This is a genomic window from Streptomyces sp. RLA012 (assembly GCF_056270325.1).
Map to the genome: position 1 here is coordinate 24,258 of NZ_JBWDPA010000002.1, position 26,305 is coordinate 50,562.

The 26,305-nt window shown below is 68.9% G+C and carries 24 protein-coding genes; 17 read left to right on the forward strand and 7 right to left on the reverse strand.

Annotated elements, in window-relative coordinates:
- Positions 1–4: 4 nt before the first annotated feature.
- Both RV986_RS00275 and RV986_RS00280 read right to left on the reverse strand, forming a co-directional pair.
- The gene (locus RV986_RS00275; RefSeq protein WP_475915440.1) at positions 5–1,354 is read right to left on the reverse strand and encodes an ABC transporter permease; all 1,350 of its coding nucleotides are present in this window, start codon (positions 1,352–1,354) and stop codon (positions 5–7) included.
- Positions 1,351–2,292, reverse strand: coding sequence for an ABC transporter ATP-binding protein (locus tag RV986_RS00280; RefSeq protein WP_475915441.1), 942 nt, complete (start codon positions 2,290–2,292; stop codon positions 1,351–1,353). Before RV986_RS00280 ends, RV986_RS00275 begins: the two co-directional genes overlap by 4 nt.
- A gap of 357 nt (positions 2,293–2,649) precedes the next feature.
- On the opposite strand from RV986_RS00280, the gene RV986_RS00285 reads away from it, so the two are divergent.
- From RV986_RS00285 to RV986_RS00320, 8 genes are all read left to right on the forward strand, one after another.
- Positions 2,650–3,357, forward strand: a complete 708-nt coding sequence (locus RV986_RS00285; protein WP_475915442.1) for a substrate-binding domain-containing protein — start codon at positions 2,650–2,652, stop codon at positions 3,355–3,357.
- Between the two features lie 271 nt (positions 3,358–3,628).
- Positions 3,629–5,380 (forward strand): right-handed parallel beta-helix repeat-containing protein, encoded by a 1,752-nt coding sequence (locus RV986_RS00290; protein ID WP_475915443.1) that lies wholly within the window; start codon positions 3,629–3,631, stop codon positions 5,378–5,380.
- 195 nt (positions 5,381–5,575) lie between these two features.
- Complete coding sequence (locus RV986_RS00295; RefSeq protein ID WP_475915444.1) at positions 5,576–6,664, forward strand: substrate-binding domain-containing protein; 1,089 nt, start codon at positions 5,576–5,578, stop codon at positions 6,662–6,664.
- A gap of 38 nt (positions 6,665–6,702) precedes the next feature.
- Positions 6,703–7,791 (forward strand): mandelate racemase/muconate lactonizing enzyme family protein, encoded by a 1,089-nt coding sequence (locus RV986_RS00300; RefSeq protein WP_475915445.1) that lies wholly within the window; start codon positions 6,703–6,705, stop codon positions 7,789–7,791.
- Positions 7,788–8,867 (forward strand): ABC transporter permease, encoded by a 1,080-nt coding sequence (locus RV986_RS00305; protein WP_475915446.1) that lies wholly within the window; start codon positions 7,788–7,790, stop codon positions 8,865–8,867. The genes RV986_RS00300 and RV986_RS00305 overlap by 4 nt, the downstream gene beginning before the upstream one ends.
- Positions 8,864–9,940, forward strand: coding sequence for an ABC transporter permease (locus tag RV986_RS00310; RefSeq protein ID WP_475915447.1), 1,077 nt, complete (start codon positions 8,864–8,866; stop codon positions 9,938–9,940). Before RV986_RS00305 ends, RV986_RS00310 begins: the two co-directional genes overlap by 4 nt.
- A complete protein-coding gene (locus tag RV986_RS00315; protein ID WP_475915448.1) occupies positions 9,937–11,571 on the forward strand; it encodes a sugar ABC transporter ATP-binding protein in 1,635 nt (544 codons plus the stop codon). Before RV986_RS00310 ends, RV986_RS00315 begins: the two co-directional genes overlap by 4 nt.
- Complete coding sequence (locus RV986_RS00320) at positions 11,568–11,891, forward strand: L-rhamnose mutarotase (RefSeq protein WP_475915449.1); 324 nt, start codon at positions 11,568–11,570, stop codon at positions 11,889–11,891. The genes RV986_RS00315 and RV986_RS00320 overlap by 4 nt, the downstream gene beginning before the upstream one ends.
- Positions 11,892–11,965: 74 nt before the next feature.
- Here the strand turns inward: RV986_RS00320 and RV986_RS00325 are convergent, their stop codons facing one another.
- Positions 11,966–12,682, reverse strand: a complete 717-nt coding sequence (locus tag RV986_RS00325; protein WP_475915450.1) for a GntR family transcriptional regulator — start codon at positions 12,680–12,682, stop codon at positions 11,966–11,968.
- An 813-nt stretch (positions 12,683–13,495) separates the two neighbouring features.
- Between RV986_RS00325 and RV986_RS00330 the strand changes: the two genes are divergently transcribed.
- Both RV986_RS00330 and RV986_RS00335 read left to right on the forward strand, forming a co-directional pair.
- Entirely contained in the window at positions 13,496–13,747 is a 252-nt protein-coding gene (locus RV986_RS00330) for a hypothetical protein (protein ID WP_475915451.1), read from the forward strand.
- 143 nt (positions 13,748–13,890) lie between these two features.
- Complete coding sequence (locus tag RV986_RS00335; RefSeq protein WP_475915452.1) at positions 13,891–14,511, forward strand: TetR/AcrR family transcriptional regulator; 621 nt, start codon at positions 13,891–13,893, stop codon at positions 14,509–14,511.
- Positions 14,512–14,656: 145 nt separating this feature from the next.
- On the opposite strand, the gene RV986_RS00340 is transcribed toward RV986_RS00335, so the two are convergent.
- The gene (locus RV986_RS00340; protein WP_475915453.1) at positions 14,657–15,466 is read right to left on the reverse strand and encodes a class II aldolase/adducin family protein; all 810 of its coding nucleotides are present in this window, start codon (positions 15,464–15,466) and stop codon (positions 14,657–14,659) included.
- Between the two features lie 65 nt (positions 15,467–15,531).
- The gene (locus tag RV986_RS00345; RefSeq protein ID WP_475915454.1) at positions 15,532–17,052 is read right to left on the reverse strand and encodes an aldehyde dehydrogenase family protein; all 1,521 of its coding nucleotides are present in this window, start codon (positions 17,050–17,052) and stop codon (positions 15,532–15,534) included.
- Positions 17,053–17,215: 163 nt separating this feature from the next.
- On the opposite strand from RV986_RS00345, the gene RV986_RS00350 reads away from it, so the two are divergent.
- From RV986_RS00350 to RV986_RS00365, 4 genes are all read left to right on the forward strand, one after another.
- Positions 17,216–18,187 carry an SMP-30/gluconolactonase/LRE family protein gene (locus RV986_RS00350; protein WP_475915455.1) on the forward strand — a complete coding sequence of 324 codons (972 nt, stop codon included), beginning with the start codon at positions 17,216–17,218 and terminating at the stop codon, positions 18,185–18,187.
- A gap of 75 nt (positions 18,188–18,262) precedes the next feature.
- Positions 18,263–19,102, forward strand: coding sequence for an SDR family NAD(P)-dependent oxidoreductase (locus RV986_RS00355; protein ID WP_475915456.1), 840 nt, complete (start codon positions 18,263–18,265; stop codon positions 19,100–19,102).
- A 112-nt stretch (positions 19,103–19,214) separates the two neighbouring features.
- The gene (locus RV986_RS00360; protein ID WP_475915457.1) at positions 19,215–20,483 is read left to right on the forward strand and encodes an amino acid deaminase/aldolase; all 1,269 of its coding nucleotides are present in this window, start codon (positions 19,215–19,217) and stop codon (positions 20,481–20,483) included.
- 73 nt (positions 20,484–20,556) lie between these two features.
- A complete protein-coding gene (locus RV986_RS00365) occupies positions 20,557–21,831 on the forward strand; it encodes an MFS transporter (RefSeq protein WP_475915458.1) in 1,275 nt (424 codons plus the stop codon).
- A gap of 10 nt (positions 21,832–21,841) precedes the next feature.
- On the opposite strand, the gene RV986_RS00370 is transcribed toward RV986_RS00365, so the two are convergent.
- Both RV986_RS00370 and RV986_RS00375 read right to left on the reverse strand, forming a co-directional pair.
- Positions 21,842–22,495 carry an aldehyde dehydrogenase family protein gene (locus tag RV986_RS00370; RefSeq protein ID WP_475915459.1) on the reverse strand — a complete coding sequence of 218 codons (654 nt, stop codon included), beginning with the start codon at positions 22,493–22,495 and terminating at the stop codon, positions 21,842–21,844.
- A gap of 1 nt (position 22,496) precedes the next feature.
- Positions 22,497–23,126, reverse strand: a complete 630-nt coding sequence (locus RV986_RS00375; RefSeq protein ID WP_475915460.1) for a cysteine hydrolase family protein — start codon at positions 23,124–23,126, stop codon at positions 22,497–22,499.
- A gap of 350 nt (positions 23,127–23,476) precedes the next feature.
- Here RV986_RS00375 and RV986_RS00380 point away from each other — a divergent pair, with 350 nt between their 5' ends.
- The 3 genes from RV986_RS00380 (at position 23,477) to RV986_RS00390 (ending at position 25,837) form a co-directional block, all read left to right on the forward strand.
- Positions 23,477–23,926 carry a lipocalin-like domain-containing protein gene (locus RV986_RS00380; protein WP_475915461.1) on the forward strand — a complete coding sequence of 150 codons (450 nt, stop codon included), beginning with the start codon at positions 23,477–23,479 and terminating at the stop codon, positions 23,924–23,926.
- A 373-nt stretch (positions 23,927–24,299) separates the two neighbouring features.
- Positions 24,300–24,881, forward strand: a complete 582-nt coding sequence (locus RV986_RS00385; RefSeq protein ID WP_475915462.1) for a TetR/AcrR family transcriptional regulator — start codon at positions 24,300–24,302, stop codon at positions 24,879–24,881.
- Between the two features lie 287 nt (positions 24,882–25,168).
- Positions 25,169–25,837 (forward strand): transposase, encoded by a 669-nt coding sequence (locus tag RV986_RS00390; RefSeq protein ID WP_475915463.1) that lies wholly within the window; start codon positions 25,169–25,171, stop codon positions 25,835–25,837.
- Positions 25,838–26,305: the final 468 nt, after the last annotated feature.

Consider the following 26,305-nt stretch of genomic DNA (forward strand, 5'->3'; position numbering starts at 1 on the left):
CCCTTCAGTGGTTGTCAAGCAATTCGACGTTGCCGTCGAACTGCCACAGCGGATTCGGGGCGTCTCCGGTCGAAGTCCGCACCAGGAAGTAACCGTTGACTTCCTTGGGACCGTCGCCGTCCGCCACGAACCGCCCGTCCGAGGTGATGTCGAGCTGGTAGATCGCCGTCCCCGCGACCGGGACCCCGGGGAGATGCCAGGTCACGACGCAGCGCCAGTCGTTGCCCGCGCCCTCCTGGGCGGCCTGGCCGTCGCTCTTGGTGCACGCCGCCGTGGTCCGCAGCTGGGACTCGGTGACGGCGGGGCGGTGGAGCTGCCGCGTCTGCAGGCGATAAAGGTGGGCGAACACCGTGGCGAGGGACCGCTGCACCTTGTCCTGCTCGATTCCGGAGCCCGTCGACGGCGTCGCCACGGCGACCGCCCCGACGGTGACGGCGGTCAGCGCGGCCAGCGGCAGCACACCGACGGTGATCGCGCGGCGCCCGGAACCGTCGTACGCCGGGTTGGTGAAGTCGCGCCGTACGAACAGCACGTAGGCCAGCGCGGTCGCGAGCACGGCCCACACCAGGCTGACCGCGATGCCGATCAGGAGCGGGGCGAGCTGGGCCGGGCTGGTGAACAGACCGTTCCAGGCGATGAAGGCGTAACCGGGCAGGGCGAGACGCACGGCGACGGGCAGCGGCAGCATCTGGGCGACCTGCATCGCGAGGGCGACCAGCACGGGCAGCAGCAGCCCCATCGGGGACCGCCCCAACGCGACCGACCCGAGGAGTCCGATCGCGGCAAGGGCCAGGGTCGGGGCGAGGGCGCAGACCCAGGCGAGCAGGACCCGCCCGGCGGCGTCCCCCGGCGCCAGCAAGTGGCCGTCGAGGCCGACCAGCGGCTGGTTGCCGACCGACGCGAGCCCGCCGGCCGCGCTGGAACAGGCCAGCCCGGCCACGAGCAGCGGGATGACGGTGAGGCTGGCCAGGGACTTCGTCACGAAGATCCGCCTGGGCGAGCGGACCGCCACCAGCAGGTGGCGCCAGGTGCCGAGCCGGTCCTCGGAGGCGAATACGTCCCCGGCGACCAGCGAGGTCAGCAGCGGGAGCGCCCAGGTGCCGGCGAAACCGAGCATGACCAGCGGTCCGGCCCACCCCGTGGCGTGCATCCAGCGACCGAAGAGAGTGTCGGTGGGGAGCGTGCTCTGCCGGCTCACCCCGGCGACGAAGAGCGCCGGCGCGACCCAGCAGGCGAGGATCAGCAAGCGGATCCGCCATTGCGAGACCAGCTTGACCAGCTCGAAGCGATAGCCGCGCAAAACCGAGACTCGGCGGGCACCGGCAACGCTGTCATTGGCGACGACCACGGTCATCGGTCCGCCTCCTGCTGGTCGGTGAGCGCGAGGAACGCGGCCTCAAGCGGCGACACCACGGGGGCGAGTTCCCGCACCGCGATGCCCGACTGCACGAGACTCACCACCAGTTCGTCGAGGGCGGGCACCAGCGCGCGCATGACGAGTACCTCGGCGTCATGCCGTGCCCCGGCGTCGTCGACGAGCCGGATCCCAGCCACTTCTGCAGCCAGCAGGCGCGCGGCCTGCGGGTCGGAGGTGCGCAACCGGTAGTCGAGTTCACGGTTTTCGGCAGCCAGCTTGTTCAGCGGGCCGGAGAAGACGACCCGCCCGGTGGCAAGGATGGTGACCTCGGAGCACAGTGCCTCAAGGTCGTCCATGCGGTGACTTGAGAGCACGACGCCGGTTCCGTCCGTGGCGAGCCGGGTGAGCACACCGTGTATGTGTCGTTTGCCGGCCGGGTCGAGGCCGTTGGAAGGTTCGTCGAGCACGAGCAGCCGGGGCTTGGTGAGCAGGGCGGCGGCGAGCCCGAGCCGCTGACGCATGCCGAGCGAGAAGCCGCGGGTCCGGTCGTCGGCGACATCGGTGAGCCCGACCTGGTCGAGCACCTCGTCGATGCCCGCTGTCCGCGCGTCATGGCCGCGGAGTGCGGCCAACGCGGCGAGGTTCTGCCTGGCGGTGAGCGAGGGGTAGAGACCGGGCCCGTCCACGAAGCCTGCGACACCGTCGGGAGCGGCGAACGCCCGCCCGACCGGCGTACCCAGGATCTCCAGGCGGCCGCTGTCGGCGACGGCCAGGCCCAGCAGGAGACCGAGCAGTGTCGTCTTGCCGGCCCCGTTCGGCCCGACCAGGCCGTGGATCTGTCCCTGCGTCACGTCCAGATCGACGCCGTCGAGCGCGACAACGTCGCCGAAGCGCTTGGTGATCCCACCGGCTCGGACCGCGTGGAGTGTGTCCATGAACCCCTTCTTTCGAAATCCTCAGGGACCCTAGGGGCAACACACACCCCAGACACAGACAGTTGGCTGAACGCCCATGGAACGGATCGTCAAGTCGTCGGCAAGTCGTGCGAACGAGCAGCCGACATCTAGCCGGACCTGGGCGTGCGCTCCAGCGCGAAGCAGGCGTTCACCGCGCGCTGTGCGGACGCCGTAAATCAGGGCAGGGGTTCCCCCGGGACGTGGTCCAGGACCTGCTTGGGGGAGGAGCTTTTGGTCGCCGTCGGCCCGGACCCGGCGAAGTACCGCGGCGGCCTCCTCCAACTCGGCCTGTTCGTCATTGGACAGGGCTCTGGCGCAGGACACTAGTTTGACTTCGTGACGTCCCTCGCCGATCGGGGCGTGGCCGCCGTCGTCCTCCTCTCGGCCAGCAACACGATCAAGGGCGCGAACCCGCACGCATACGAACTCCTGCGCTTCCGCAGGATCCCGTTCGTCGAGGTCACCGACCAGTTCGAGGGCGTGGGCGAGGCGCCGGTCTTCTCCAGCGACGACCTGCCGGCCGCCGAACTCGCCATCGACCATCTCTTCCGGTTCGGTCACCGCCGTATCGGCATGGCATCGGGACCGGTCGGTAACCGTCCGGCCGACCGTCGCGTCAGCGGCTTCGTCTCCTCGCTCGCTGGACGCGGGACGGAGGATCCGGAGCAGTGGGTGGTCCGGCAGTCGTACACCGTCGAGGGCAGTCAGTCCGCCGCGATCTCGCTCCTCGGCCGCGGCGCCACGGCCGTCGTCGCCGCCGGCGACTACATGGCCCTGGACGCGATCCGCGGCGCGCGCCGTCAAGGGTACGACGTGCCGGGCGACGTGTGGGTCGTCGGCTACGACGGCTACGACGGCTACGACGGCTACGACGGCTACGACGGCTACGACGGCTACATGATCATGGACTTCGTCGATCCCCTGCTGACCACGGTCCGCCAGCCGGCCGACCGCCTGGCCCCGGAGGTGACCCGCAGCATCCTGCCCCGGTCGGCAACCGCGACGTCCCCGTCGGCTAACCCCTCTTCGACCCCGAGCTGGTGATCCGCGCGAGCACGGCGACGCCGAGGACGGAGTGAGACCCGTCCACACCATTGACCTAGACATCGGATCTATGGACACTCTGCTCGCGGAAATCTGCCCAGGTAACGGGCGGCAACTCCGCCAATTCGTTGGGTGTTTCGTGACTCATGGATGCTCCGGAGGGGCTATGCCAAAGTCTCGGTTCGTGTTTCTCGGGTTGGCACTCGCGTTGCTCGGAGGTGCCGCCAGTCCTGTCGTCGCAGCACCAAAGGCGAGACCGGTGGTGGTCGACGTGGACGAATACGGAGCCGACCCCACGGGCCGGACGGACTCCGCGCCCGCCGTCGCCGCGGCGCTGCGGCACGCCAAGAGCGTCCATCGGCCGGTCAGGATCGTCTTCTCGAAGGGCACCTACCAGCTCTACCCCGAGCGGGCCGAGACGCGTGAGCTGTACGTGTCGAACACCGTCGGCGCCGACCAGCGGTACCGGGACAAGAAGATCGGGCTGCTCATCGAGGACATGCACGACGTCACCGTCGACGGCGGCGGGGCCAAACTCGTCTACCACGGCCTGCAGACGGCGTTCGCGTCGATCCGCTCGACCGACGTGACCTTCACGAACTTCTCCTTCGACTACGCGGCCCCCGAGGTCATCGACGCGACCGTCGCCACCGCCGGTGTCACCGACGGGCACGCCTACCGCGTCCTGTCGATCCCGGCCGGCAGCCCGTACCAGGTGAACGGCACGCACATCACCTGGCTCGGCGAGAAGAGTCCGGCCACCGGGCAGCCGTACTGGTCGGGCGTCGACGGGCTCCAGTACACGCAGATCCACGACCCCAAGGCGCAACGGACCTGGCGCGGGGACAACCCGCTGTTCAACGACGTCGCCTCGGTCACCGACCTCGGTGCCCGGCGGATCCGGGTCGACTACAGCACCGCGGCACGGCCTACCGATGCCGGGCTCGTCTATCAGATGCGCCTCATCGAGCGGACGGAACCGGGCGCTTTCCTCTGGGAGTCCAAGAACGTCACGATGCGCTCGATGAACGCCTACTACCTCCAGTCCTTCGGTGTGGTGGGGCAGTTCAGCGAGAACATCTCCATCGACAAGGTGAACTTCGCACCCGATCCGAGGTCCGGCCGGTCGACGGCCTCCTTCGCGGACTTCGTGCAGATGTCCGGCGTCAAGGGGAAGGTCTCGATCACCCGGAGTCTCTTCGACGGCCCGCACGACGACCCGATCAACATCCACGGCACCTATCTCGAGGTCGTCGGACAACCCGGGCCGTCCACCCTCACGCTCGCCTACGAACACCCGCAGACCGCCGGGTTCCCGCAGTTCGCCCCGGGTGACGAGGTCGAGTTCACCGCCAAGCGCACGATGACACCGCTGGCGGACGCGCACGCGAAGGTCACCGCGGTCGACGGGCCGAGCGGGATGGACCACACGAAGCCGCTGACCACGATGACCGTCACCTTCGACCGACCGGTTCCCGCGGGCGTCGAGATCGGCGGCACGGTCGTCGAGAACATCACGGCCACCCCGTCGGTCGTCATCTCCGGCAACGTGTTCCGCAACGTGCCGACCCGCGGCATTCTGGTCACCACCCGCAAACCCGTCCTGATCACCGGTAACCGGTTCGACGCGATGTCCATGGCCAGCATCTACGTCTCCGCCGACGCCTACCAGTGGTACGAGTCCGGGCCGGTCGCCGACCTGACGATCCGCGGGAACACGTTCACGCGGCCCAGCGGTCCGGTCATCTTCGTGGAGCCGACCAACCAGGTCATCGACCCGGCGAACCCGGTGCATCACAACATCTCGGTCGAGCACAACTCGTTCGACATCGGCGACGTCACCGTGGTCAACGCCAAGAGCGTCGGCGGGTTCACTTTCACCGGCAACGCCGTCCGGCGGTCGGACGGAGCGGATCAACCTCCGTACACCTCCCCGCTGTTCGTGTTCCACGGCAGTTCAGGCATCCGGATCGCACGCAACCACTACGACAAGGGTCTGAACACCTCCGTCGCCTCGGACTGAGGCGGGTGGTGGAGGGGGAGGGCGCCTCGCCCTCCCCCAACTTCCCCAACTCCCCCAACTCCCCCGGAAATCCTATGCGATCCCTCACTTTCGCGGTGTAGGGGAAATCGCTGCACGGGTCTTGACGTGGCAATCACCCCTCCCCCAGCATCACGGGCATCAGAAATCCTATTTGATTTGAGTGGGGCGAGCTCCATGACCCGTCGTAGATCAGTGCTGTCAGCCACCGTCACCCTCGTTCTCCTCGCCGGCTCGACCGCCGCCTGCACCATCAAGAACTCGGACGAACCGAGTACGGCCGGTGCCGCTTCCGCGCAGACCGGTGGCGGGTCGGCCGAGCTCGCCGACGGTTCCGGGACCAAGGTCGCGCTGGTGCCGGGTGGGGCCCACCCCTACTTCCAGCCCTGGAAGCAGGCCGGCGCGGCGGCCGAGAAGACCCTCGGTCTGGGTGACGTCACCTTCGACGAGACCGCCGAATGGGACCAGCAGAAGCAGAACGACCTGCTCTCGACCCTGGCTGCCCGCGGCTACAACGCGTTCGGCATCTTCGGTGTGTCCCCGACCGACATCAACTCCACCTTCGCCGACCTCAAGTCCCAGGGTTTCGCCGTGGCTTCGCTCGCCTCCTGCCCCGCCGGCGGGACCAACGAGGCCGACTTCTGCCTGTCGACCGACGTCGAACTCGCCGCCTACAAGGCCGCGCAGGCCGCCATCAAGGCGATGGGCGGCAAGGGCTCCCTCGTCCACCTCACGGGCAACAACGTCGACGCCAACACTCAACTGAGGATGAAGGGCGTGGAGAAGGCGGTGAAGGAGACCGGCGGCAAGGTCACGCTGCTCCAGACCATCACCGACATCGACAAGGACCTCCAGACCGCGCAGAAGGCGGTCTCCGACCTGCTCGCCGCCAAGGGCTCGAAGATCCAGGGCATCGTCTCGACCGCCTACAACCCGGCGGTCGCCGCCGCCGAGGCCGTACACGAGACCGGTTCGAAGGCCAAGGTCGTGGCCATCGACGACGACGCCAAGATCCTCAGTTCCATCAAGAACGGTTCCGTCACCGCCACGGTCGTGCAGAACCCCGTCGGCCAGGCGGAGATCGGCACCTGGGCCCTCGCCCTGCTGCAGACCAAGCAGTGCACGATGGCGAAGCCCGGACAGATCGTCGACTCCGGTTCCTTCGTCGTCACGAAGGCGAACGTCGCCGGCTACGACAGCGCACGGCAGGCCAAGACCGCCGAGCTGAAGAAGCAGTTCGCCGACACGTACCTCTCCTGCCGCTGAACGCCCGGGCCACGGACGACAGAAAGCCGCCACACGACATGAGCATCATCACCAACGCCACCGCCCTGCTGGCCGATATCGCGGTCGAGACGGACCGCACCGACGCTGTGCAGTCGTTCGTCAAGCAGGAGACGATCCTCGTCCGCCTGACCACGGCGGACGGGCTAGAAGGTACCGGCTACGCCTACACGATCGGCACCGGCGGAACCTCCGTACTGGCGCTGCTGCGCGACCACCTCCTGCCGCTCCTCGCCGGGAAGGACGCACGCAACGTCGAAGCGCTCTGGCAGGAACTGTTCAGCCTGACCCGTGCGACGACCACCGGGGCGATCACCTCGCTCGCGCTCGCCGCGATCGACACCGCCCTGTGGGACCTGCGCTGCAAGCGGGCCGGCGAGCCCCTGTGGCGGCTCGCCGGCGGTCACCGCCAGCACGTCCCGGTGTACGACACCGAGGGCGGCTGGCTCCACCTCAGCACCGAGGACCTGGTCAAAGGGGCACTCGCGGCGAAGGACGCCCAGTGGGCCGGAGTCAAGATCAAGGTGGGCAAACCGCACATCGCCGAGGACGCGGAGCGGCTGCGCGCGGTGCGCGAGGCCGTCGGACCGGCCCTGCACATCATGACGGACGCCAACCAGTCGCAGTCGCTGTCCCGTGCCGTGCAACTGGCCGCCGCACTCGAACCGTACGACCCGTACTGGCTCGAAGAGCCCATGCCCGCCGACGACATCAGCGGCCATGCGACGCTCGCCCGCTCGACCAGGATCCCGATCGCGGTCGGTGAGTCGATGTACGCACCGATGCAGTTCCGCACCTATCTGGAGCGCGGCGCCGCGTCCATCGTGCAGGTCGACGTCGCTCGCGTCGGCGGCATCACCCCGTGGCTCAAGGTCGCCCACCTGGCGGAGACCTTCAACGTCATGGTCTGCCCGCACTTCCTGATGGAACTGCACGTCAGCCTGGTCGCCGCGATCAGCAACGGCGCGTACGTGGAGTACATCCCGCAGCTGCGCGCCGTGACCCGCACCGAGCTGACCGTCCAGGACGGCCTGGCCGTGGCCCCCGACCAGCCGGGCATCGGCATCGACTGGGACATGGACGCCCTTGAGGACCGGAGGGTGTCATGAAGGCGGCCGCCGTCACCGAGCCCGACAGCGGGACGGACCGCCCCACCGACGGAGCGCGGCCCGCCCACCGGCTGCCGTTCTGGGTCAACCAGCGGCTCGGACTCCTGGTGCTCGTCATCGCGCTCAGCGCCTTCTTCGGTGTCCTGCGGCCGGCGTTCTTCGACGCGCGGCTGGTGCTCTTCCCGCTCCTGAGGGACATCTCGACGCTGACCGTGGTGGCCCTCGCGCAGATGGTGGTGCTCTCCGTCGGGCACATGAACCTCGCCGTGGGGCGCATGGCCGCGTTCGGCGCCTTCTTCGCCGGGTTCGGCTACGACCGGCTCGGACTGCCGCTCGCGCCGGGCCTGTTGCTGTGCCTCGTCGCCGGTTGCGCCATCGGCGCGCTGACCGGCTGGATCATCGCCCGTACGGGGGTGAGCTCCTTCGTCGTGACGCTGGCGATGGACTTCGCCCTGCTGGGTCTGGTCTCCCTGCTGTACTCGTCCCTCACCGAGAACGCCGCGTTCACCACCCGGCCCGACGGGCTCGCGGAGCTGCGCTCCTACTCGCTCGCCGACATCTGCCTCGGGCCCGTCTGCGGCTCCCCGGCCGTACCGCAGATGGCCCAGTTCACGGTGCTGGCCCTCGTCGGCCTCGGCTTCCTCTACGCCCGTACCCGCATGGGACGCGAACTGCTGCTGACCGGTGCGAACCCCGCCGCCGCCGAGTTGTCCGGCATCCCGACGGGCCGCCGGATCGTCCTGGCGCACGCACTGTCGGGACTGCTCGCCGCACTCGCCGGTTTCATGGCCGCGGTCGGCACGGGCACGTTCAGCGCCTCCATCGGTGACGACTTCATGCTTCCCTCGTTCCTCGGGGCGGTCCTCGGCGGGACCCTGCTCACCGGCGGTGTCGTCTCCGTCATCGGCGCCCTGCTCGGCACCTCCCTGGTCGGCGTGATCCGCAAGGGCCTCGATCTCCTCGGGGTCGGCCTCGAAAGCCTCAACATCTACCTCGGCTGCGTCCTGCTGCTGGCCCTGTCCGCGGACCGGGTGCGCACCGTCGTGTCCTATCGCAAGGTGGTGCGCTCCACATGACCACGCTCCACGACCGGAGAGCAGCCGCCCTGCCCGCCCTGCGGCGCTTCTCCCGCTCCACGACGATGACTCTGCTGTGCGTGGTCCTCGCGGGCTATGTGGCACTGGGGATCTCCTCGTCCGGCTCCTTCTTCGAGGGCCCTTCCCTGCGTACGTTCCTGCAGTACCTCGCCACGCCGATCCTCATCGGGCTGGCCCAGATGGTGGCCCTGTGTGTCGGGCAGCTCAACCTCGCCGTCGGCGCCCTGGGCGGCTTCAGCGCCTGTCTGATGGGCGTGTTGATGGCCGACAACGGAGTCCCGGCCCTTCTCGCCGTGCCGGCCGGTGTGCTGAGCGCCACCCTGATCGGTCTGGTGACAGGCGTGTTCATCGTCGCCACGCGCATCAACGGCTTCATCGTCACGCTCGGCACCATGACGATCCTGCTCGGGGCGCAGTACAGGCTGTCGGGGACGCGCACCATCGACGGGTACTCCCCCACACTGCGCGACCTCGGCCGCGCGGCGCCGCTGAACATCCCCCTCGTCTTCGTCACCGCGCTCGTCGCGGCGGCCCTGCTGGCCGCGTTCATGTACCGCACCGTCGCCGGGCGACGGCTGCTGGCCGCCGGCGGCAACCCGCTCGCGGCCAGGCTGTCGGGCATCTCCACCGACCGGCAGATCGTGCTCGCGCACACCCTGTCGGGACTGCTCGTCGGCATCGCCGCGCTGACCGCCACCGCCTCGCTGCCCGGCGTCAACCGCAGCGTCGGCGGGGACTGGCTGCTGCCCAGCTTCGCGGCGCCCATCATCGGCGGCGTCGCCCTGACCGGGGGCTCCGTGGCCGTGTTCGGGACGGTGCTCGCCGCGTTCGTGATGCGCCTGATCGACACCGCACGGGCCCAGTTCTCGCTCGACCCGAGCTGGGTCAACTTCCTCATCGGCGTGGTCGTCCTCGGCACGGTCGTCGGCGGCCGTATGCACCAGACCCATCTCGACAAGAGGGGCCGGGCTCCCGGACGCACGCCACCCGTGCCGCCGGAGAGCGGCCCGCAGCCGGCCGGCGCGCTGCCCACCACGGGAGGCACACGATGAGCGAGGTTCTGCCGGAAGGCGGACTGCCGGAAGGCGGACTACCGGGAGACGGCCCGCGGGAAGATGCCCTGCGGGAAGACATCCAGCGTGGAGACGTCTTGCTGGAGTGCGAAGACATCGTCAAGGTCTTCCCCGGTGTGCGCGCTCTCGACGGCGTGGGCCTACGGCTGACCGCCGGCTCCGTGCACGCGCTGCTCGGCGAGAACGGCGCGGGCAAGTCGACACTGATCAAGGTGATCACCGGCGTGCACACGCCCGACGGCGGCAGGCTGCTGCGACGCGGCGACGAGATACACCTACGTTCCCCTCTGGAGGCTGCCCGGGCCGGGATCGGCGTCGTCCACCAGGAACGCAACCTGATTCCCGGCTTCTCCGTCGCGGAGAACATCACGCTGCAGAGCCCGCCCTCGCGGCGCGGTCTGGTCGACCGGGAGGCGATGACCGCCCCCGCCAGGCGCTGCCTCGCCGAACTCGGCCTGGACATCGACCCGCACCGGCCGGTGCGCGAACTGCCGGTGGCCCAGCAGCAGTTGGTGGAGATCGCCAAGGCCCTCTACACCGAGAGCCGGGTGCTCCTGCTCGACGAGCCCACCGCCTCCCTCTCCCCGCAGGAGGCCGAGCGCCTCTTCGACGTCGTACGGCGGCTCACGGAACGCGGCACCTGCGTCGTCTTCGTCAGTCACAAGCTGGAGGAGGTCTTCGCCGTCTGCGACACCGTCACCGTCCTGCGCGACGGCCACGCCGTGCTGGAGTCGGCTCCGCTCGCCGAGCACACCCAGGACGACGTGGTCACCCTCATGGTCGGCCGCGCCCACGCGGTGACGGACATGGCGCTGCGCACCGTGGACACCTCCGCGGCCCCGGCGCTCGCCCTCACGGGCGTCTCCACGGCCGCGGGCCACCAGGACATCTCGCTCAGCGTCCGCCCCGGGGAGATCGTCGGCCTCTACGGACTCGTCGGCGCGGGCCGCAGCGAACTGGTCAAGGCCGTTCTCGGCCTCGACCGCGTCACCGGCGGTGAGATCCAGGTGTACGGCAGGACCGCGAGGATCGGCTCGCCGCGCGAGGCTCTCCACGAGTACGGCATCGGGTACCTGACCGAGAACCGCAAGGAGGAAGGCGTCTTCCTGGAGCAGCCCATCGTCCGGAACATCACGGTCACGGTGTGGAAGAAGCTCGCCCGGGCCCTGGGATACGTCTCGTCGCGCCAGGAGAAGGACGTCTCCGAGGATCTCGTCGAGCGTCTCGGCATCCGTGTCTCCGGTCTCGAACAGAACGCCGGTGAACTCTCCGGTGGGAACCAGCAGAAGGTGAGCCTGGCGAAGTGGCTCGCGGCCGACACCCGGCTGCTCGTCGTCGACGAGCCGACCGTCGGCGTGGACGTGCGCACCAAGCACGCCTTCCACGAACTGATCTGGGAGCTGGCCCGCGGCGGTCTGCCCATCCTGCTGATCAGCAGCGACCTGGCGGAGATGATCACTCTGGCCGACCGGGTGGTGGTCATGGCCGATCACCGCATCCGCGGGGAGGTGGACAACGACCATGACTACGACCGGATGAGCGGGAAGATCATCCGCATCATCCACGAACGGTCCGTGTCGGTGGTGCCGGCGAAGGGTTCCGCCGCATGAGACGCGTCGCGCAGGTCGTGCGTATCCGCCCGGAGAAGGCGGACGAGTACCGCGAACTGCACCGCGAGGTGCCGGGACCCGTCCTTGAACGGCTGCGGCGCTGCCACATCGCCAACTACTCGATCCATCTGCTCGGAGACCGACTGTTCGGCTACTTCGAGTACCACGGGGATGATCTGGCGGCCGATCTTGCCCTGATGGCCGACGATCCCGTCACACAGCGGTGGTGGGAGCTGACCGCACCTTGCCAGCAGCCCGTTGAGGAAGCCGGGGTGGGCGAGTGGTGGGCCTCAATGGAGCAGGTGTTCCTCATGGAGTAGGTATTCCGCATGGAGCAGGTGTTCCGCATGGAGCAGGTGGTTGGGTTTCGGCGCACCGTGCGGTCACGCGCGGGTCAACTCGGTTCGAACCGGCCGAGCTGGCGCTCCAGGCTGCGGGTGAGATGTTCCGCCATCGCCTCGGCCGCGCGTTCGGCCCTTCGGCGGAGTATCGCGCGTACCACCCGCCCGTGCTCCGCCAAGGTCGGGTCGCCCTCGCTCTGAAGGCTGCTGAGTCGGAAGACATGCAGATGCGCGTGGAGCCGCTGCACCGCGTCCGCGAGCAAGGGCCGGTGGGCGGCCTCCGCGACGGCGTCGTGGAATCGCTGGTCCAGGGCGGCGAAGTCACGATAGGCGGCGTACGTCCCGGCGGGGCCGGGGTGGGCTTGCATGTCTTCCAGGATCGCCTCGATGGCGTCGAGTTGGGAGTCGTCGGCGTGGAGGGCAGCCAGGGCTGCGGCTCGCGGCTCCAGGAGCAGCCGCATCTCGAACAGTTCCTCCACCCCCTGCCGGGTCAGCAACTCGGTCGCCCGGTACCCGGACAGGGAGCGCTTGACGACGAGACCGTCGGACTCCAGCCGGGCCAGGGCCTCGCGCACGGGGGTCGGTGAGACGTTGAGCGTGCGGGCCAGGGCTTCGATGCCGACGCGGGCCCCGGGGGCGATCTCATGGTCCATGACCATGGCCTTGATGCCCTCGTAGACGCTGTCGGACAGCACCTGGCGGACCGGCGCCGCGGACAGCCCGTTAACCCCGGCCGCATCGTCGGAGACGGACGAGTCGTGTGCCGGCATCCGGTCTCCTCGGGCTCTGTGGGTTACTCCGAATGGCAGTTTATCGAGGTCGGACGGCCGGTCGAAGGCCTATGACGCGGTGTGGGCGCGGGACCTACCTCGCACGGGGCGATGGGCGTGCGGGGCAATGGGCGTGCGGGGGCGGCCCTGGTCGGCTCGACTACGGCCCACGCGGGCCGTGGGGACAGCAGCAGCGAGATGACGACCTCGTCGCCGCGCGCGTGGAGGACAGCGTTGGTTGCAGACTCGCCGGTAATGGGCGGGAGGGTGTCGGGGTGTCGGCAGCCTCGTGGGGCACACACCGGCCGCGGCACGTGGCACGCACGTATGCGCGGGCGTCGCGTGGCGTATGCGGCGACCCGCCGGGACGCGCGCGGTGTGGCCGGCGCGGCGTTGCGGGCGCGGCGTTGCGGGCGCGGCGTTGCGGGCGCGGCGTTGCGGGCGCGGCGTTGCGGGCGCGGCGTTGCGGGCGCGGCGTTGCGGGCGCGGCGTTGCGGGCGCGGCGTTGCGGGCGCGGCGTTGCGGGCGCGGCGTTGCGGGCGCGGCGTTGCGGGCGCGGCGTTGCGGGCGCGGCGTTGCGGGCGCGGCGTTGCGGGCGCGGCGTTGCGGGCGCGGCGTTGCGGGCGCGATGTCCGAAGCTCTCCGCGGTCTGGTGAAGGAAGTCGGGCGCGTCCAGGGGGACTTCCTCGCTGAGGATGGCGAAGACCGGGGCCTACACACGCAGGCGGGTACGGAGTCCGGGCATGGGCCACGACGGCAGCCCCGTCCGAGCGGACATGGTCGAGGTCGGCCTCAGCAGCACCGGGAAGGCGCGTGCCCACCCCGGAAAGCATCGCCCGACGCCTGGGCATCGAGCCCGGCAACCCGTACACGCGCACCGGCTACGAATTCCTCGCCGGCAGGGGCGCGGTCGAGCAGACGCGCTACGACAGCGACAGCCGAGTGGTGGAAACGGCCGACGTCGAGGACAAGCGATCTCTAGTAGGACTCCGTTTGGTTGCTCTGGTTCCTGGGTTTGGGCTGGTGGGGGACGTTCTGGGCAGAGGGCGGTGGCGGGTGGTGTGAGTCCGCTATATCGGCTTTTGGGGACAGGCGTTGTTGAAGCTTCCCCTTGACCCCAGATGTTGGTCAACCGTCCAAGACGCTGCGATATCATGAGTGGCATACGCATTCCGTTCTCGAAGCAGAAAGCGAGCCAGATGTCTCGTATGGCAGCGAAGGACCGACGCGAAGAGCTGATCGCGGCGGGGTTTCGGGTGATGATCCGCGAGGGAGTCACAAAGGCGACCACCCGCGCGATCGTCAGCGAGGCAAAAATGCCGCTGGGCGTCTTCCACTACTGCTTCGACTCGCGTGAAGAACTGCTTCAGGAAGTCCTCACCCGCTTTACCGACAGCACGGTGGCCACTGCGCGGAAAACGTTCGAAGGGGAGGGCGACCTCGAATCGCGTATCACCAAGAGCCTGAGCGCCTTCTGGGGCACTGTCGAGCTCAGCCCGGGAGAACACCAGGTCAGCTATGAACTGACGCACTACGCCTTGCGCCAGGCCGGGTTCGAGGACCTGGCCCGACGCCAGTACCAGCACTACCGGGAAGTCCACCAGGAACTCCTGGAGGAGGCCGCCGAGGCCGCGGACATCGAGTGGGCCGTTCCCGTTCCGGTGCTGGCCCGCTACCTCAACTCGGTGCTCGACGGCGTCACCCTGAGCTGGCTGGTCGACCGCGACAGCGAGCACAGTCGCGAGGTTCTGCGTCTGACGGGCGAGCACCTCTTGACGCTGGCCCGCAAGCGGCCCCGGCCGACAGCACAGCCGGACCCGGAGTCGTAGTCGCCACCGGTCGGGACAAGCGGCCGCGACCGCCCCGGTGCACTCGGAGCGGCTCCGGCCACACGACGCAGGCCCGGCTCTCTGTCGTTGGAGACGCGGAAGAGTCGTTCGCACAGCCCGACAGGTCGCGCGCCGCTTACGTCGCCTAGTCGAACAGGTCGGGCTGTTCCGCCGTGATCTGATCCCAGAGCGGACGGAACTGGAACCAGCCCGGCAGCGCACCGGAGATCTGGTCACGGACCATCCGTGCCGTCTCGGGGTCGATGAGTACGGGCTCTCCGGCAGCCATGGCCAGCAGCTGGGCCTGACAGGAACGCTCCATGGTGATGAAGTACCAGGCCGCCTCGGCGACGGACGACCCGACCGTGAGCAGTCCGTGGTTCTGCAGGACGACGGCCTTGCCGTCGCCCAGGGCCGCGCCGATGCGCCGGCCCTCCTCGGCGTCGTTCACCACGCCCCGGTAGTCCGAGTAAATGCCGTGGTCCTCGTAGAAGGCGCAGGCGTCCTGGGTGATCGGCTGCAGCGGGACGCCGAGGCTGGAGAAGGCCTTGCCGTGCACGGAGTGGGTGTGCGCCGCCGCGACCACGTCCGGCCTGGCCCGGTGCACCTCGGAGTGGATGCAGAACGCGGCGTTGTTGACCGGGCGCCTGCCTTCCAGGAGCGTGCCGTCGTGGTCGACCAGGATCAGGTCGGAGACGCGGATCTGGCTGAACGACATGCCGAAGGGGTTGACCCAGAAGGCCGACGGGTTCTCGGGGTCACGGGCCGTGATGTGTCCGGCCACTCCCTCGGAGAAGCCGAAGCGGGCGAACAGACGGAAGGCTGCGGCGAGTTCCTGTTTGCGCACCTCGCGCTCCTGCTCGAAGCTCAGGTTCTGCTGGGGCAGCGGCAGGAAGACGCCTTCGGGCAAGGTGGCGACGGAGGCATGCGTGGGCGTCTCAGGTGTCGTGGTCATGGTCTGGCCTCTCGTGATCTGCGGCTGCGTGAACGGCGGATGCGTGAACGGCGGGGCGTGAACTGCTATTTGGCGCGGCCGCGCAGGCCGGTGCCGTACATGGCGTCCACCAGGCGGAGGATGAACCGGTAGGCCGAGGGCTCGTACGGGATCATGTGCATGTCCCGGCGCATCGGGAACCGGTTCGCGCTGATGGCCTGGAGCCTCGTGTACTTGCGGAATCCCTCGGCCCCGTGGCGGACACCGAGGCCCGACTCCTTCCAGCCGCCCATCGGCAGACCGAGGGCCATGTAGTTGGTCTGGGCGTCGTTGATGGTGACGCAGCCGGCCTCGAACCGTTTGGCGAGGCGGCGGGCGCGCTTCATGTCCGATCCGATGATCGAGGCCTGCAGCCCGTACTTGCTGTCATTGACCAGCCGGAGGGCTTCCTCGGCGTCGGCGACCTTCATCACGGGCAGCGTGGGGCCGAAGGTCTCCTCGCGCATGCACTTCATGCCGTGGTCGACGTCGACGAGCAACGTGGGTTCGAAGAACCTGCCGGGCCCTTCGGAGGCGTGCCCTCCGACGAGTACGCGGGCGCCCTTGTGCACGGCGTCGCTGACATGGTCCTTGATGACCTCCAGCTGGGGAGGGAAGGTGACGGCACCCACGTCGACGCTGCCGAGCCCGGCCGGCCTGCCCGAGGCGACCTGCTGGAACCGTTCACGCAGCAGGGTGACGTACGCGTCGTACACCGGCTCCTCGACATAGACCCGCTCCACCGAGGTGCACATCTGACCTCCGTTGGACAGGGCCCCCTGGATCGTGACGTTGACGGCCCGCTCCAGGGAGGCGTCGGCGAGGACGACCAGGGCGTCCTTGCCGCCGAGCTCCAGTGAGCAGGGGATGAGACGCTCGCCCGCACGGGCCGCGACGAGGCGGCCGGTCCTGGTCGATCCGGTGAACATCACGAAGTCCACGGTGTCCACGACCGCGCTGCCGGTGGCCCCCGCGCCGGTGACGACCTGGAAGACGTCCTCGGGCCAGCCGCACTCACGGGCCATCCGCTCCATGAGCAGCGCGGTCAGTGGCGTCTGCTCGGAAGGCTTCAGGACGACCGCGTTGCCCGCGGCGAGGGCGGGGATGGCGTCGCCGAAGGAGTTGAGCAACGGGTTGTTCCACGGGCCGATGACTCCGACGACACCACGCGGCACCCGGCGCGTGTACATGCTGCGGCCGAGGACGAACGGCGAGAGGGAGCGGATCCTCGTCGTGGCGAGAAGGCCGCGGGCCTGTTTCGCCCAGTAGGCGAAGGCGCTCGCGCAGTAGACGATCTCGACGATCGCGTCCTCTTCCGCCTTGCCGTTCTCCTCGACGATGCGGTCGGCGATCTCCTGCCGGTGGGCCAGGAGCCAGCGGCGGCCACGCGCGAAGAACTCGGCGCGAGCACGGGTGTCCAGCTCGGCCCAGCCCTTCTGCGCCCGCCGGGCGCGCTCCACCGCCTGCGCCACCTCTTCCGCGGTCGTGTCGGACACCTCGCCGACCACCGCTCCGGTGGCGGGGTTGTCCACCGCGATGCGCGCGCCCGCCGGGGGGCCGTCTGTCATGAGGGATTGATCCTGAGTCACGAAAACTCCCCACCGGAACGTTGACTTCTCTTCACTCAGAATGAGACGGTCAGTCGTACAAGTCAAGCGTCTTGTACAAGCGTCCAAGTTACGGGGAGAGGCGACCAACCCTCTCGATCCCGCGCCACGAAGGAGCGGTTGGATGAAAAGGACGGCATCGGTCGCACTGAGCGGCCTGGGTGTTCCCGAGTCCCTGCGCTGGCACCAAGGAGCCCTGTGGTTCTCGGATCTCGCGCACGGCACGGTGCACCGGTGGGACGGCACCGCGGAGCCGGAGACGGTGCTCAAGATCCCCGGCCGGGCCGGCGGGCTCGGCTGGCTTCCCGACGGCCGCCTGCTCGTCGTATCCATGGACGGGGGCCGCGTCTACCGCCTGGAGGCCGAGGGTGAACTGGTCGAACACGCCGATCTGCGCCACATCGTCGGCGGTCCGGTCAACGACATGCTCGTCGACCCCGAGGGGCGTGCCTATGTCGGCAACTTCGGCTTCGACTACCACGCTTTCTCTCGCGAGCATCCGAACTCCATGCTCTACGCGCCACCCGGCCCCCCGAGAGCCCCGATCGCCTGCCTGGCGCCGGACGGAAGCCTGCTCGGGCTGACGGAGCCCCTGCTCTTCCCGAACGGAACCCTGCTCACCGCCGACGGCAAGAACGTGATCGTGGCCGAGACCCTGGCCATGCGGCTCACCGCCTTCTCCAGGAACCCCGACGGCTCCCTCACACATCCGCAACCGTGGGCACCCCTGATCTCACCGCTCCTGTGGCGCCTCGTGAACCACCCGGGGACGGCCGGCCGTGTCACCCGCAGGGTCTCGGCGCTCCTCGACCACCCGGCCATATCGAAGCGCTCCTCGTCTCCGATCGCGCCGGACGGCATCGCGTGGGACGCCGACGGTACGTCCATATGGGTCGCGAACGCCCTTCGAGGTGAATGCGTGCGCATCGCCCCCGGTGGCCGCGTCCTCAAGCGGATCGCCACGAGCCAGCACACTCTGAGCTGCCTGATGGCCGGGCACGACGGACGCACCCTCTTCGCCGCCACCGTCCCGACGGACGATCCCGTCCGCGCCGCCGAACTCAACGGTGGCCGCATCGAGATGGTGCGGCCGTGAGTCCCGGAGCAGCAATCCGGGCCAATCCGTTCTGGACAATTGACTTGGACAATCGACCGGAGAGAATCTGTGGCCATGCCCCAACCATCTGAGAAGAGCCAGGTCATTCTCGTGACCGGCGCGGCCGGCGGCATCGGAGCCGCCATCGCGGAACTGGCGATCACGCGCGGCCATCGCGTCATGCTGACCGACGTGGACGAGGAGGCCGTCCTGGCCCGAGCCCGTGCCCTGGGCGAGCGGGCCGCCGCACACGCTCTGGACATTCGTAGTCCCGTGGACTGGAGCAGGGCGTTCGACGCGGCTCAGGCGCGATTCGGGGTCGTCGACGTGCTGGTCAACAACGCCGGCGTCACCCACACCGGACACGCACGCGATCTCCGTCCCCAGCAGCACCGCGACATCGTCGAGATCAACCTGCTCGGCACCATCACGGGGGTCTGCACGGCGATCGAGCGCATGACCGCGCAGGGTCACGGTCACATCATCAACGTCTGCAGCATGACGTCGTTCCTGCCGTTGCCCGGATACGCCACCTACGGCGGCACGAAGCACGGACTTCGAGCCTTTCACCACAGCGTCGCGATCGAGGAACGCGACGGACCGTTGGACTTCACGATCCTCCATCCGCCGTCCACCCGGACCGGCATGCTCGACCAGGAGATGGCCGACCCCTCCTCCGCCATCGCCTTCGCGGAGAAGTCCTACGCCCCGGAGCGGATCGCCGAGGCCGTCGTCGACGCGGTCACCGCCAAGCCGGTCGAAGTGGTGTTCCCGCCGTTCGCCGGCCGCTTCCAGCGGATCGCCGGCGTCTTCCCCGGACTGATGCGCCGCGTCATCCCCATCGTCGAGGCCAAAGGCCGGCGCCGGCGGGAGAGGCTGCTCTCCGCTCAGGAGATCCCGGCATCCGGGAACTGAGGGGCCTTCCCCCGCCCGCACTTCGAACCCGCCATCTCTTCGAAAGCCCACAGCCATGCCCGGCCCCACGTGCCCGGCCGGCAAAGACGAACCTCCCAGAAAGGGTGCGGACATGAGTACACACACGACGTCCCGACCGGATGTGAAAGAGCCGGACCGGAAAAAGGCCGTATCCGCTGTCACCGGGCCGAACGAGGCCCGGATGATCCGGCTGAGCAGGGCGACCGAGCACCTGGACCCGCCGTTCGCCGTGGTGGACCTGGACGCCTTCGACGCCAACGCCGCGGATCTGGCACACCGGGCGGCGGGTCGGGCGACCATCCGCCTGGCCAGCAAGTCGGTCCGCAGCCGGGATCTGATCGGGCGTGCCGTCCGGCGTGAGGGGTATCGGGGAATCCTCGCCTTCACCCTGCCCGAGGCCCTGTGGCTGGCCGAGGACCACCAGGACGTGGTGATCGGATATCCGACGACGGACCGCGCCGCGTTGAAGCGGCTCGCCTCGGACGAGCGCGCGGCCTCGCGCATCACCCTCATGATCGACTCGATCGGCCAGTTGGACTTCGTCGACGAGGTGGTGGGCGCCTCCCGCCCCAGCATCCGCGTCTGCATCGATCTGGACGCCTCGCTGGAACTGGCCGGAGGCCGTATCCACCTGGGCCCGTACCGCTCGCCCGTGCACTCCCCCCGGCAGGCCGCCGCACTCGCCCGCGCCGTCCAGGACCGGTCCGGATTCCAGCTGGCCGGGGTCATGTCCTACGAAGGCCAGATCGCCGGACTGGGCGACAACCAGCCCGGGTCGCTGCTCAGGCGGGCCGCGATCCGCGCCATGCAGCGTGTCTCCGCCGGTGAACTGGCCGATCGGCGTGCGGCGGCCATAGCCGCCGTCGAAGCCGTGGCGCCGCTGGAGTTCGTCAACGGCGGCGGTACGGGCTCCATCGAGCAGACCGCCGCCGAACACGTCATCACCGAGATCGGTGCCGGATCGGGGCTCTACGGGCCCGGACTCTTCGACTTCTACTGGCGCTTCCGCCCCCGGCCCGCCGCCTTCTTCGTCATGTCCGTCGTGCGCCGCCCGAGCCCCGGGATCGCCACCGTGCTCGGCGGCGGCTGGATCGCCTCCGGCCCGCCCGGCCTCGACCGCCAGCCGACTCTGGCCTGGCCGCAGGGCCTGCGCACGAACCCCAGGGAAGGGGCCGGCGAGGTACAGACACCGGTCCTGGGCGCCGCCGCGCACGGACTGCGGCTCGGCGACCAGGTGTGGTTCCGGCACGCCAAGGCCGGCGAACTGTGCGAACGCGCCAACACACTCCACCTGGTGTCCGGCGCGGAGGTCGTCGACGAGGTCGCGACCTACCGAGGCGAGGGACACGCCTTCCTGTGACCCGTTCCTGAACAAGCCAGTTCCTGAACAAGCCAGTTCCTGAACAGGCCAGTTCCTGTTCCCCGGAGGCCGTATGTCCACCGAGTTCCACCCTCCGGCCCCGGTGCCGGCGGCCGCCGTCGCGACAGACGCCGGCCATGCGCCGACCGAGCCCGTCTCCCGTGGCTGGATCACCTTGTTCGGCCTGGTCTGGTTCGGGTACTGGATGGCGAGTCTCGTCCCCCTTCAGCTGCTGCTCCCCCAGCAGTTGGAGATCATCGATCCGGCGTCCAAGGTCCAGGGTTTCGCCGTCGTCAACGCCCTGGCCGGGCTGGTCTCACTGCTCGCCCTCCCGGTGTGCGGGGCGCTGTGCGACCGCTCCCGAAGCCGCTTCGGACGCAGAAGGCTCTGGCTCGCGGGCGGCGCGCTGTCGTTCGCGGCGGGGCTGGTGATCACCGCGGAGCAGACGACGGTGAGGGGCATGACCCTCGCGTGGTCGGCGAGCATGCTCGGTCTCAGCGCCGCCACCGCCGGGCTGACCGCCATGATCGCCGACCGCGTCCCCGTCGACCAGCGCGGTGTGGTGTCCAGCGCGATCTACGGCCCCCAGGCCCTCGGCGTGGTGGTCGGCATCGCCCTCGTCTCCGCATTCGCGCTGTCCCCCGCAAGCGGCTACCTCGTCGTCGCGGCCCTGCTGATCGTCTGTACCGTGCCGTTCCTCGCGCGCTTCCGTGACACCTCGTACGACTCCGAGCCCGAGCTGAGTCTGCGGACGCTGCTCACCTCCATGGGCCGCTCGCTCAGGAACCGCGACTTCGCCTGGGCGTTCGGCGGACGGCTCCTGGTCAACCTGGCGAACTCCCTGGGCGTCTGTTACACCCTCTATTTCCTGACCGACGACCTGAAAGTCCCCGATCCGGCCGGCAGCCTTCTCGCCTGTACGGCCCTCTACCTCGTGGCCGGCGTCCTGGCCAGCTCCGTCGCCGGCGTGCTGTCCGACCGCCTCGGCAGACGGCGGATCTTCGTCGCGCTGGCGGCGCTGCTCCAGGCGGTATCGGGTTTCCTCCTGGCGAGCTTTCCCGACCTCGGCGTCACGCTGGTCGCGTCAGCCGTCATGGGCGCGGGTTTCGGCGCCTACATGGCCGTCGACCAGGCTCTGATCACCCAGGTCCTGCCCGACGCCGAGAGCCGGGCCCAGGACCTCGGGACCATGAACATCGGGACGGTCGTCCCGCCCGCGCTGGCCCCTCTGATCGCCAGTTTCATCATCACCTCCGACCGCGGCTATCCACTCCTGTTCTCCTGCGTCGGCGTGGCCGCGACCGTGGGGGTCCTGCTCGTGTACCGCGTTCGGTCCGTCAGATACTGACTTCGGCTGGTTAGGGTGACGTTGGCGCGTCGAGGTCCAGGCCGGTTCCGGCTATGAATCCGTTGAGGGTGTCGGGCCGGTACTGAAGGCGCTTGAGGCGGTTGCGAACGAGGACTTCGAGTCGGTCGAGTGCGACGACGGCGAGGTTGGCCAGGCTGCGTTTGACGTGGGCCCACACGCCCTCGACAGGGTTCAGGTCCGGCGAGTAGGCAGGCAGCAGGAACACCGTCAGCCACTCGCGCTCGGTGATCAACTGCCGCATCCTGCGGGAGACGTGGGTGTTCAGCCGGTCCCACACCAGCACGATCGGGGCCTTGACCAGCTGGTGGGCGCCGTCGATCAGGGCGATGAAGTCGCGTTCGCCCAGGCTGCGTCGCTTGCCCTTGCCGGCGGGATGGGCGCGCAGGCGGTGGCAGAGTCGGGTGCGGGAGCCGGGCCGCATGGCGATCAGTTCGAGGAACGCGGCGCGTTCTTTCAGGCCGGTGTGGTTGTAGCTGTCGAAGGCCTCGTCGGCGAGGTGTGCGGCACGGTCAACCTCGGCCGGGCCGCCGAGCGCGAACTCCGGTCCGATGTCCTCGCCCGTTGCGGGACTGAGTGCCTTCATCGTGCCGGCGGATGCCGGGACGTTCGACGAGCCGATCAGCATGTCTCCGGTCAGTGTCATCTCAGTACTCTCCGTTCTCCAGCGTCCGCAGCAGTTCTGCGGTGGTGGTGATGGTGTGGGCGTAGGTGGGGCCGTTGAGTTCGTGGGCGGCGTGCATCATCTCGGGGAGGAAGGCGGCGGTGGCGTCGCGGACGAGGGTCACGTGGTAGCCGAGTTCCATCGCGTATCGGCTGGTGGATTCGATGCAGGTGTTGGCGAGCAGGCCGATGACGATCACGTGGGTGATGCCGTGCTGCTTGAGCTGGAAGTCCAGATCGGTGTTGGCGAAACCGCTCTGCGCCCAGTGCTCCTGGACGATCACGTCGCCGTCGGAGGGCTGGAGATCCTGATGGAACTCGCCTCCCCAGGTGCCCCGCGCGAAGCTGTGGCGCTGCTGGATCAGCCGCTGGGTGGGGTTGGGGTGGTCCCAGTCCTCGTAGTCGCCTTCCTGCCAGCGGCGGTGGGGGACGAAGGTGATCTGCAGTTCCGCCCGGCGGCCGGCTGCGACGACGGCGCGCAGGTTGTCCAGTAGGCCGACGTCGGTGGCCACTTCCCGGACCGCGGGCCAGATCTTGCCCCCCTCGGACAGGAAGTCGTTGTAGGGGTCGACCAGCAGGACCGCGGTGCGGGTGGGGTCGTAGGTGTCTGTCATGGTGCGTCGTCCTTCTCCAGTCTGGATGACTGCCATCATCCACATTCAGGATTATTGACGTCATCCTGAATGTCAAGGAGAGGCGCCTGGCGCGGACTCATCTGTATGATGTCAATCATCCACATTGTGCTGCCGCCCGACCTCTGCGCCGACGCGCGCGTAGGCAGCGTGAGCACACCTCCCCCACGCCGGCCCTGGCTCGGCAGTCACCAGAAGGACGGCGCCGAGGTTTCGGCGCCGTCCACTCCCGCGCCGCCCCATCAGCCTTCGAAGCACTCCCGGGAAGGCGTGCGGACCGCGGCAACCGACAGACGGCGCCCCGCAGGCGTCACATACCAGTGAGGAACCACATGAATCCCGACGAACTGCGCAAGTCCCTGGTCGGCGCCTGGCGCCTGGTGTCGTACAAGGCCACCGCCGTCGACGACGGCGAGGTCATCGAGCCTTTCGGCCCGCAGCCCCAGGGCCTCATCACCTACACACCCAGTGGCCATATGTCGGCCCAGATCATGCGTCCGCTGCGCCCCCGTTTCCGGCAGGGGCGCCTTGAGGAGGGTCTGCCCGAGGAGCTGGCCGCGGCGGCCGTCGGTTATATGGCCTACGGAGGGACGTACGAGGTTCCAGAAGACGACTTCGTGGTCCACCACGTCGAGCTCAGCCTGTTTCCCAACTGGGTCGGCACCACCCTGGCCAGGGTCGCCGACTGGGACGGCGACAGGCTCCGGCTGACCCTGCCCGAACCCGCCCTGATCTGGGGCGCCCGCCGCACGGGCGTCCTCGTCTGGGAGCGCGCGCAGTGACAATCGCCGCGTCGCGCTTCGCGCGTGCCGGATGGCGCGTGTAAGGCTTCCTGGACGCCCTCGGCTTTCGCCGTCGCGCGTCCAGGGCCGCAGCGAGGCCCGGGAGAGCGACCGGGTGCGCGGGTGCGCTGATTGCTCAGGGCGGCGCCGGCCCGGCCGAAGCGCGCTCCTCGCCCTGTCGCGCATGCCGGACCCGGCCCCGACCGGGCCTCGCCGGCGGCTACCTGAACACAGCCCCCCACCCGAGCAGCAGAGTGAGCACCGGATGATGTGCCCACGACCGTGAGGAAAGGCTGTGTTCCCGGCCAGGGTGTATGATGATTGTCATCCACATTTGACCGGTGCAGCCTGTCACAGATCGGGAGGTCTTGAAATGGGTCACTCCCAGGCAGCCAAGGCGGAGTCACGTGAGCGGGTCCTGCGGGTCGCCGCACGCCGTATCCGCGAGGAGGGACTGACCCGCCCGGGCGTCGCGGAGCTGATGAGCGAAGCCGGTCTGACCCACGGCGGGTTCTACAAGCACTTCACCTCGCGCGACGACCTGATGAATCAGGCTGCGGCCCTCGCTCTGGTCGACGGGGAGACCAAGATGGCGAACGCCGCTCGCCGGAACCGCGAGGAGCCCCGCACAGGACTGATCGACTCCTACCTCAGCGCCCGCCACCGTGATACTCCTGGAACAGGCTGCGCAGTGGTGACGCTCGGCGCCGCGGCAGGCCGCGGCGAAGCCGAGATGAAGGACGCGTACGAAAAGCAGGTACGGAGCTACCTGGAACTCATCAGCGAGACGGCGGATGGCGGCGACTCCGACGAAGTACAGGCCGACGCCATGCTCACGCTGAGTGCGATGGTCGGCGCGCTGCTGATGTCGCGGGCGGTTGCCGACCCCGAGCTCTCCGATCAGCTTCTGCAGACGGTCGCCGCGCGGCTCAAGCGCGCGCCCGTGAAGGTCTGACCGACCACATCCGCTGTCAGAGGGGCGACTCCATGAGGGCACGGGCTGCCCTTACCGGATCAGAGCATGCGCCGTAGAACCAGCCCGGTGTGGCCGGAGTGTGAGATCGGGCGCCTGCCGGTCTCAGCTTGGTGTTAAGCCTCGTCAGGTCACCTGACCTGCTGCTCTTGGCTTCTTCCTGAGACAGCAGGACGGCCGTTCTTCACGCTTCGAGGTGTCGAGCAACGTCACGTGAGGGAACGGCCGCTGTGAAGAGTCTGGCTCCTGCAGGTCCTGCTGACGCCGCGATGAGCGTGCTGTCCCACTCTCGTGTCGAGTTCTACCACTGTCTCTACAAGCGGGCGGATGCACTCTTCGAGCCGGCCGACGCGGCGCTGTGTGCGGACGGTCCGGTGACGTCGTTGACCGAGCTCACGCTGACGGCCGAGCACCGACGCGGGCACGGGTCGATGTACGACGCGGTCAACCACGGCTGGCTGGAACCACGCCGCCTGCGCAGGCTCCTTGCCTCCACACCGCTGCCGCGTGCGGCAGACGGGCGGTTCGTCCTCGCGGTGGATGTGACCAACTGCCTGCGCCCCGACACGCGCCGACCAGTCCAGACCTGCTGTTCTGCCACGTGTACGGCCACGGCCGGGGCCGCAACGCCGACCAGTTCATCCCGGGCCGGCCCTACCCGTTCGCCGCCCTGGAGACGGGCCGCACATCGTGGACCGCGGTCCTGGACTCGATCCGGCTGGGGCACTCGATCCGGCTGGGGCCTGGCCTACGACGCCACCGCTGTGACCGCTGCCCAACTCCTCGACCTGGTCACCAGGTTCGTGCACACCAGGCAGTGGAAGCCCGGCGATGCGGACATCCTCATCGTCATGGACGCCGGCTACGACGCCACCGGCCTCGCCAACGTCGTGGCAGCTCTGTCCGTCGAGCTGCTCGGCCAAGGCCAGTTCCGGTGACGGGTGCGGTGCCCGGTGTAGGTATGTACTGCGCGGGGACGAATTTCGTATCACTGTGTCACTTTGTGGTGCACTCCGTGGCTGCACGCCAGCCGGCCGACTTCGCGGCAGCAAGCTGAGCGCGGTGCACCCCAACAGGAGGCGGGACGCCCCACGATGAAGCGTCTGCCATCCCCTGGCCCGGTGCCGATCTTGGGCCTATCGAGTCGGCTCATGCCACCAGCCCTTCCTCGGCTCGCGCGAGCAGCTGCTGCGCTTGGGCGGTGGCGATCTCGGAGTAGGCCTTGTGTACCCGCACCAGCCATGCTGCTTCACCGTTCAAACAGCCCGGAACATGAAGGGAGTTGGGCGAACCCTGGGTCAAGGGCGAGGTTAGGAGGGCTGAGGCAGGCCCCTTTAAAGATCCCGACATGACTTCTTCTGCGGAACCTGCATCTTCTGCATCTCCTGCATCTCCTGCATCTTCTG

Excerpts from the sequence above, each read along its gene's own strand:
- RV986_RS00275 (WP_475915440.1), bottom strand. The coding sequence starts at position 1,354 with ATGACCGTGGTCGTCGCCAATGACAGCGTTGCCGGTGCCCGCCGAGTC.
- RV986_RS00280 (WP_475915441.1), bottom strand. The coding sequence starts at position 2,292 with ATGGACACACTCCACGCGGTCCGAGCCGGTGGGATCACCAAGCGCTTC.
- RV986_RS00295 (WP_475915444.1), top strand. The coding sequence starts at position 5,576 with ATGACCCGTCGTAGATCAGTGCTGTCAGCCACCGTCACCCTCGTTCTC.
- RV986_RS00300 (WP_475915445.1), top strand. The coding sequence starts at position 6,703 with ATGAGCATCATCACCAACGCCACCGCCCTGCTGGCCGATATCGCGGTC.
- RV986_RS00305 (WP_475915446.1), top strand. The coding sequence starts at position 7,788 with ATGAAGGCGGCCGCCGTCACCGAGCCCGACAGCGGGACGGACCGCCCC.
- RV986_RS00310 (WP_475915447.1), top strand. The coding sequence starts at position 8,864 with ATGACCACGCTCCACGACCGGAGAGCAGCCGCCCTGCCCGCCCTGCGG.
- RV986_RS00315 (WP_475915448.1), top strand. The coding sequence starts at position 9,937 with ATGAGCGAGGTTCTGCCGGAAGGCGGACTGCCGGAAGGCGGACTACCG.
- RV986_RS00320 (WP_475915449.1), top strand. The coding sequence starts at position 11,568 with ATGAGACGCGTCGCGCAGGTCGTGCGTATCCGCCCGGAGAAGGCGGAC.
- RV986_RS00325 (WP_475915450.1), bottom strand. The coding sequence starts at position 12,682 with ATGCCGGCACACGACTCGTCCGTCTCCGACGATGCGGCCGGGGTTAAC.
- RV986_RS00335 (WP_475915452.1), top strand. The coding sequence starts at position 13,891 with ATGGCAGCGAAGGACCGACGCGAAGAGCTGATCGCGGCGGGGTTTCGG.
- RV986_RS00340 (WP_475915453.1), bottom strand. The coding sequence starts at position 15,466 with ATGACCACGACACCTGAGACGCCCACGCATGCCTCCGTCGCCACCTTG.
- RV986_RS00345 (WP_475915454.1), bottom strand. The coding sequence starts at position 17,052 with ATGACAGACGGCCCCCCGGCGGGCGCGCGCATCGCGGTGGACAACCCC.
- RV986_RS00350 (WP_475915455.1), top strand. The coding sequence starts at position 17,216 with ATGAAAAGGACGGCATCGGTCGCACTGAGCGGCCTGGGTGTTCCCGAG.
- RV986_RS00355 (WP_475915456.1), top strand. The coding sequence starts at position 18,263 with ATGCCCCAACCATCTGAGAAGAGCCAGGTCATTCTCGTGACCGGCGCG.
- RV986_RS00360 (WP_475915457.1), top strand. The coding sequence starts at position 19,215 with ATGAGTACACACACGACGTCCCGACCGGATGTGAAAGAGCCGGACCGG.
- RV986_RS00365 (WP_475915458.1), top strand. The coding sequence starts at position 20,557 with ATGTCCACCGAGTTCCACCCTCCGGCCCCGGTGCCGGCGGCCGCCGTC.
- RV986_RS00370 (WP_475915459.1), bottom strand. The coding sequence starts at position 22,495 with ATGACACTGACCGGAGACATGCTGATCGGCTCGTCGAACGTCCCGGCA.
- RV986_RS00375 (WP_475915460.1), bottom strand. The coding sequence starts at position 23,126 with ATGACAGACACCTACGACCCCACCCGCACCGCGGTCCTGCTGGTCGAC.
- RV986_RS00380 (WP_475915461.1), top strand. The coding sequence starts at position 23,477 with ATGAATCCCGACGAACTGCGCAAGTCCCTGGTCGGCGCCTGGCGCCTG.
- RV986_RS00385 (WP_475915462.1), top strand. The coding sequence starts at position 24,300 with ATGGGTCACTCCCAGGCAGCCAAGGCGGAGTCACGTGAGCGGGTCCTG.
- RV986_RS00390 (WP_475915463.1), top strand. The coding sequence starts at position 25,169 with ATGAGCGTGCTGTCCCACTCTCGTGTCGAGTTCTACCACTGTCTCTAC.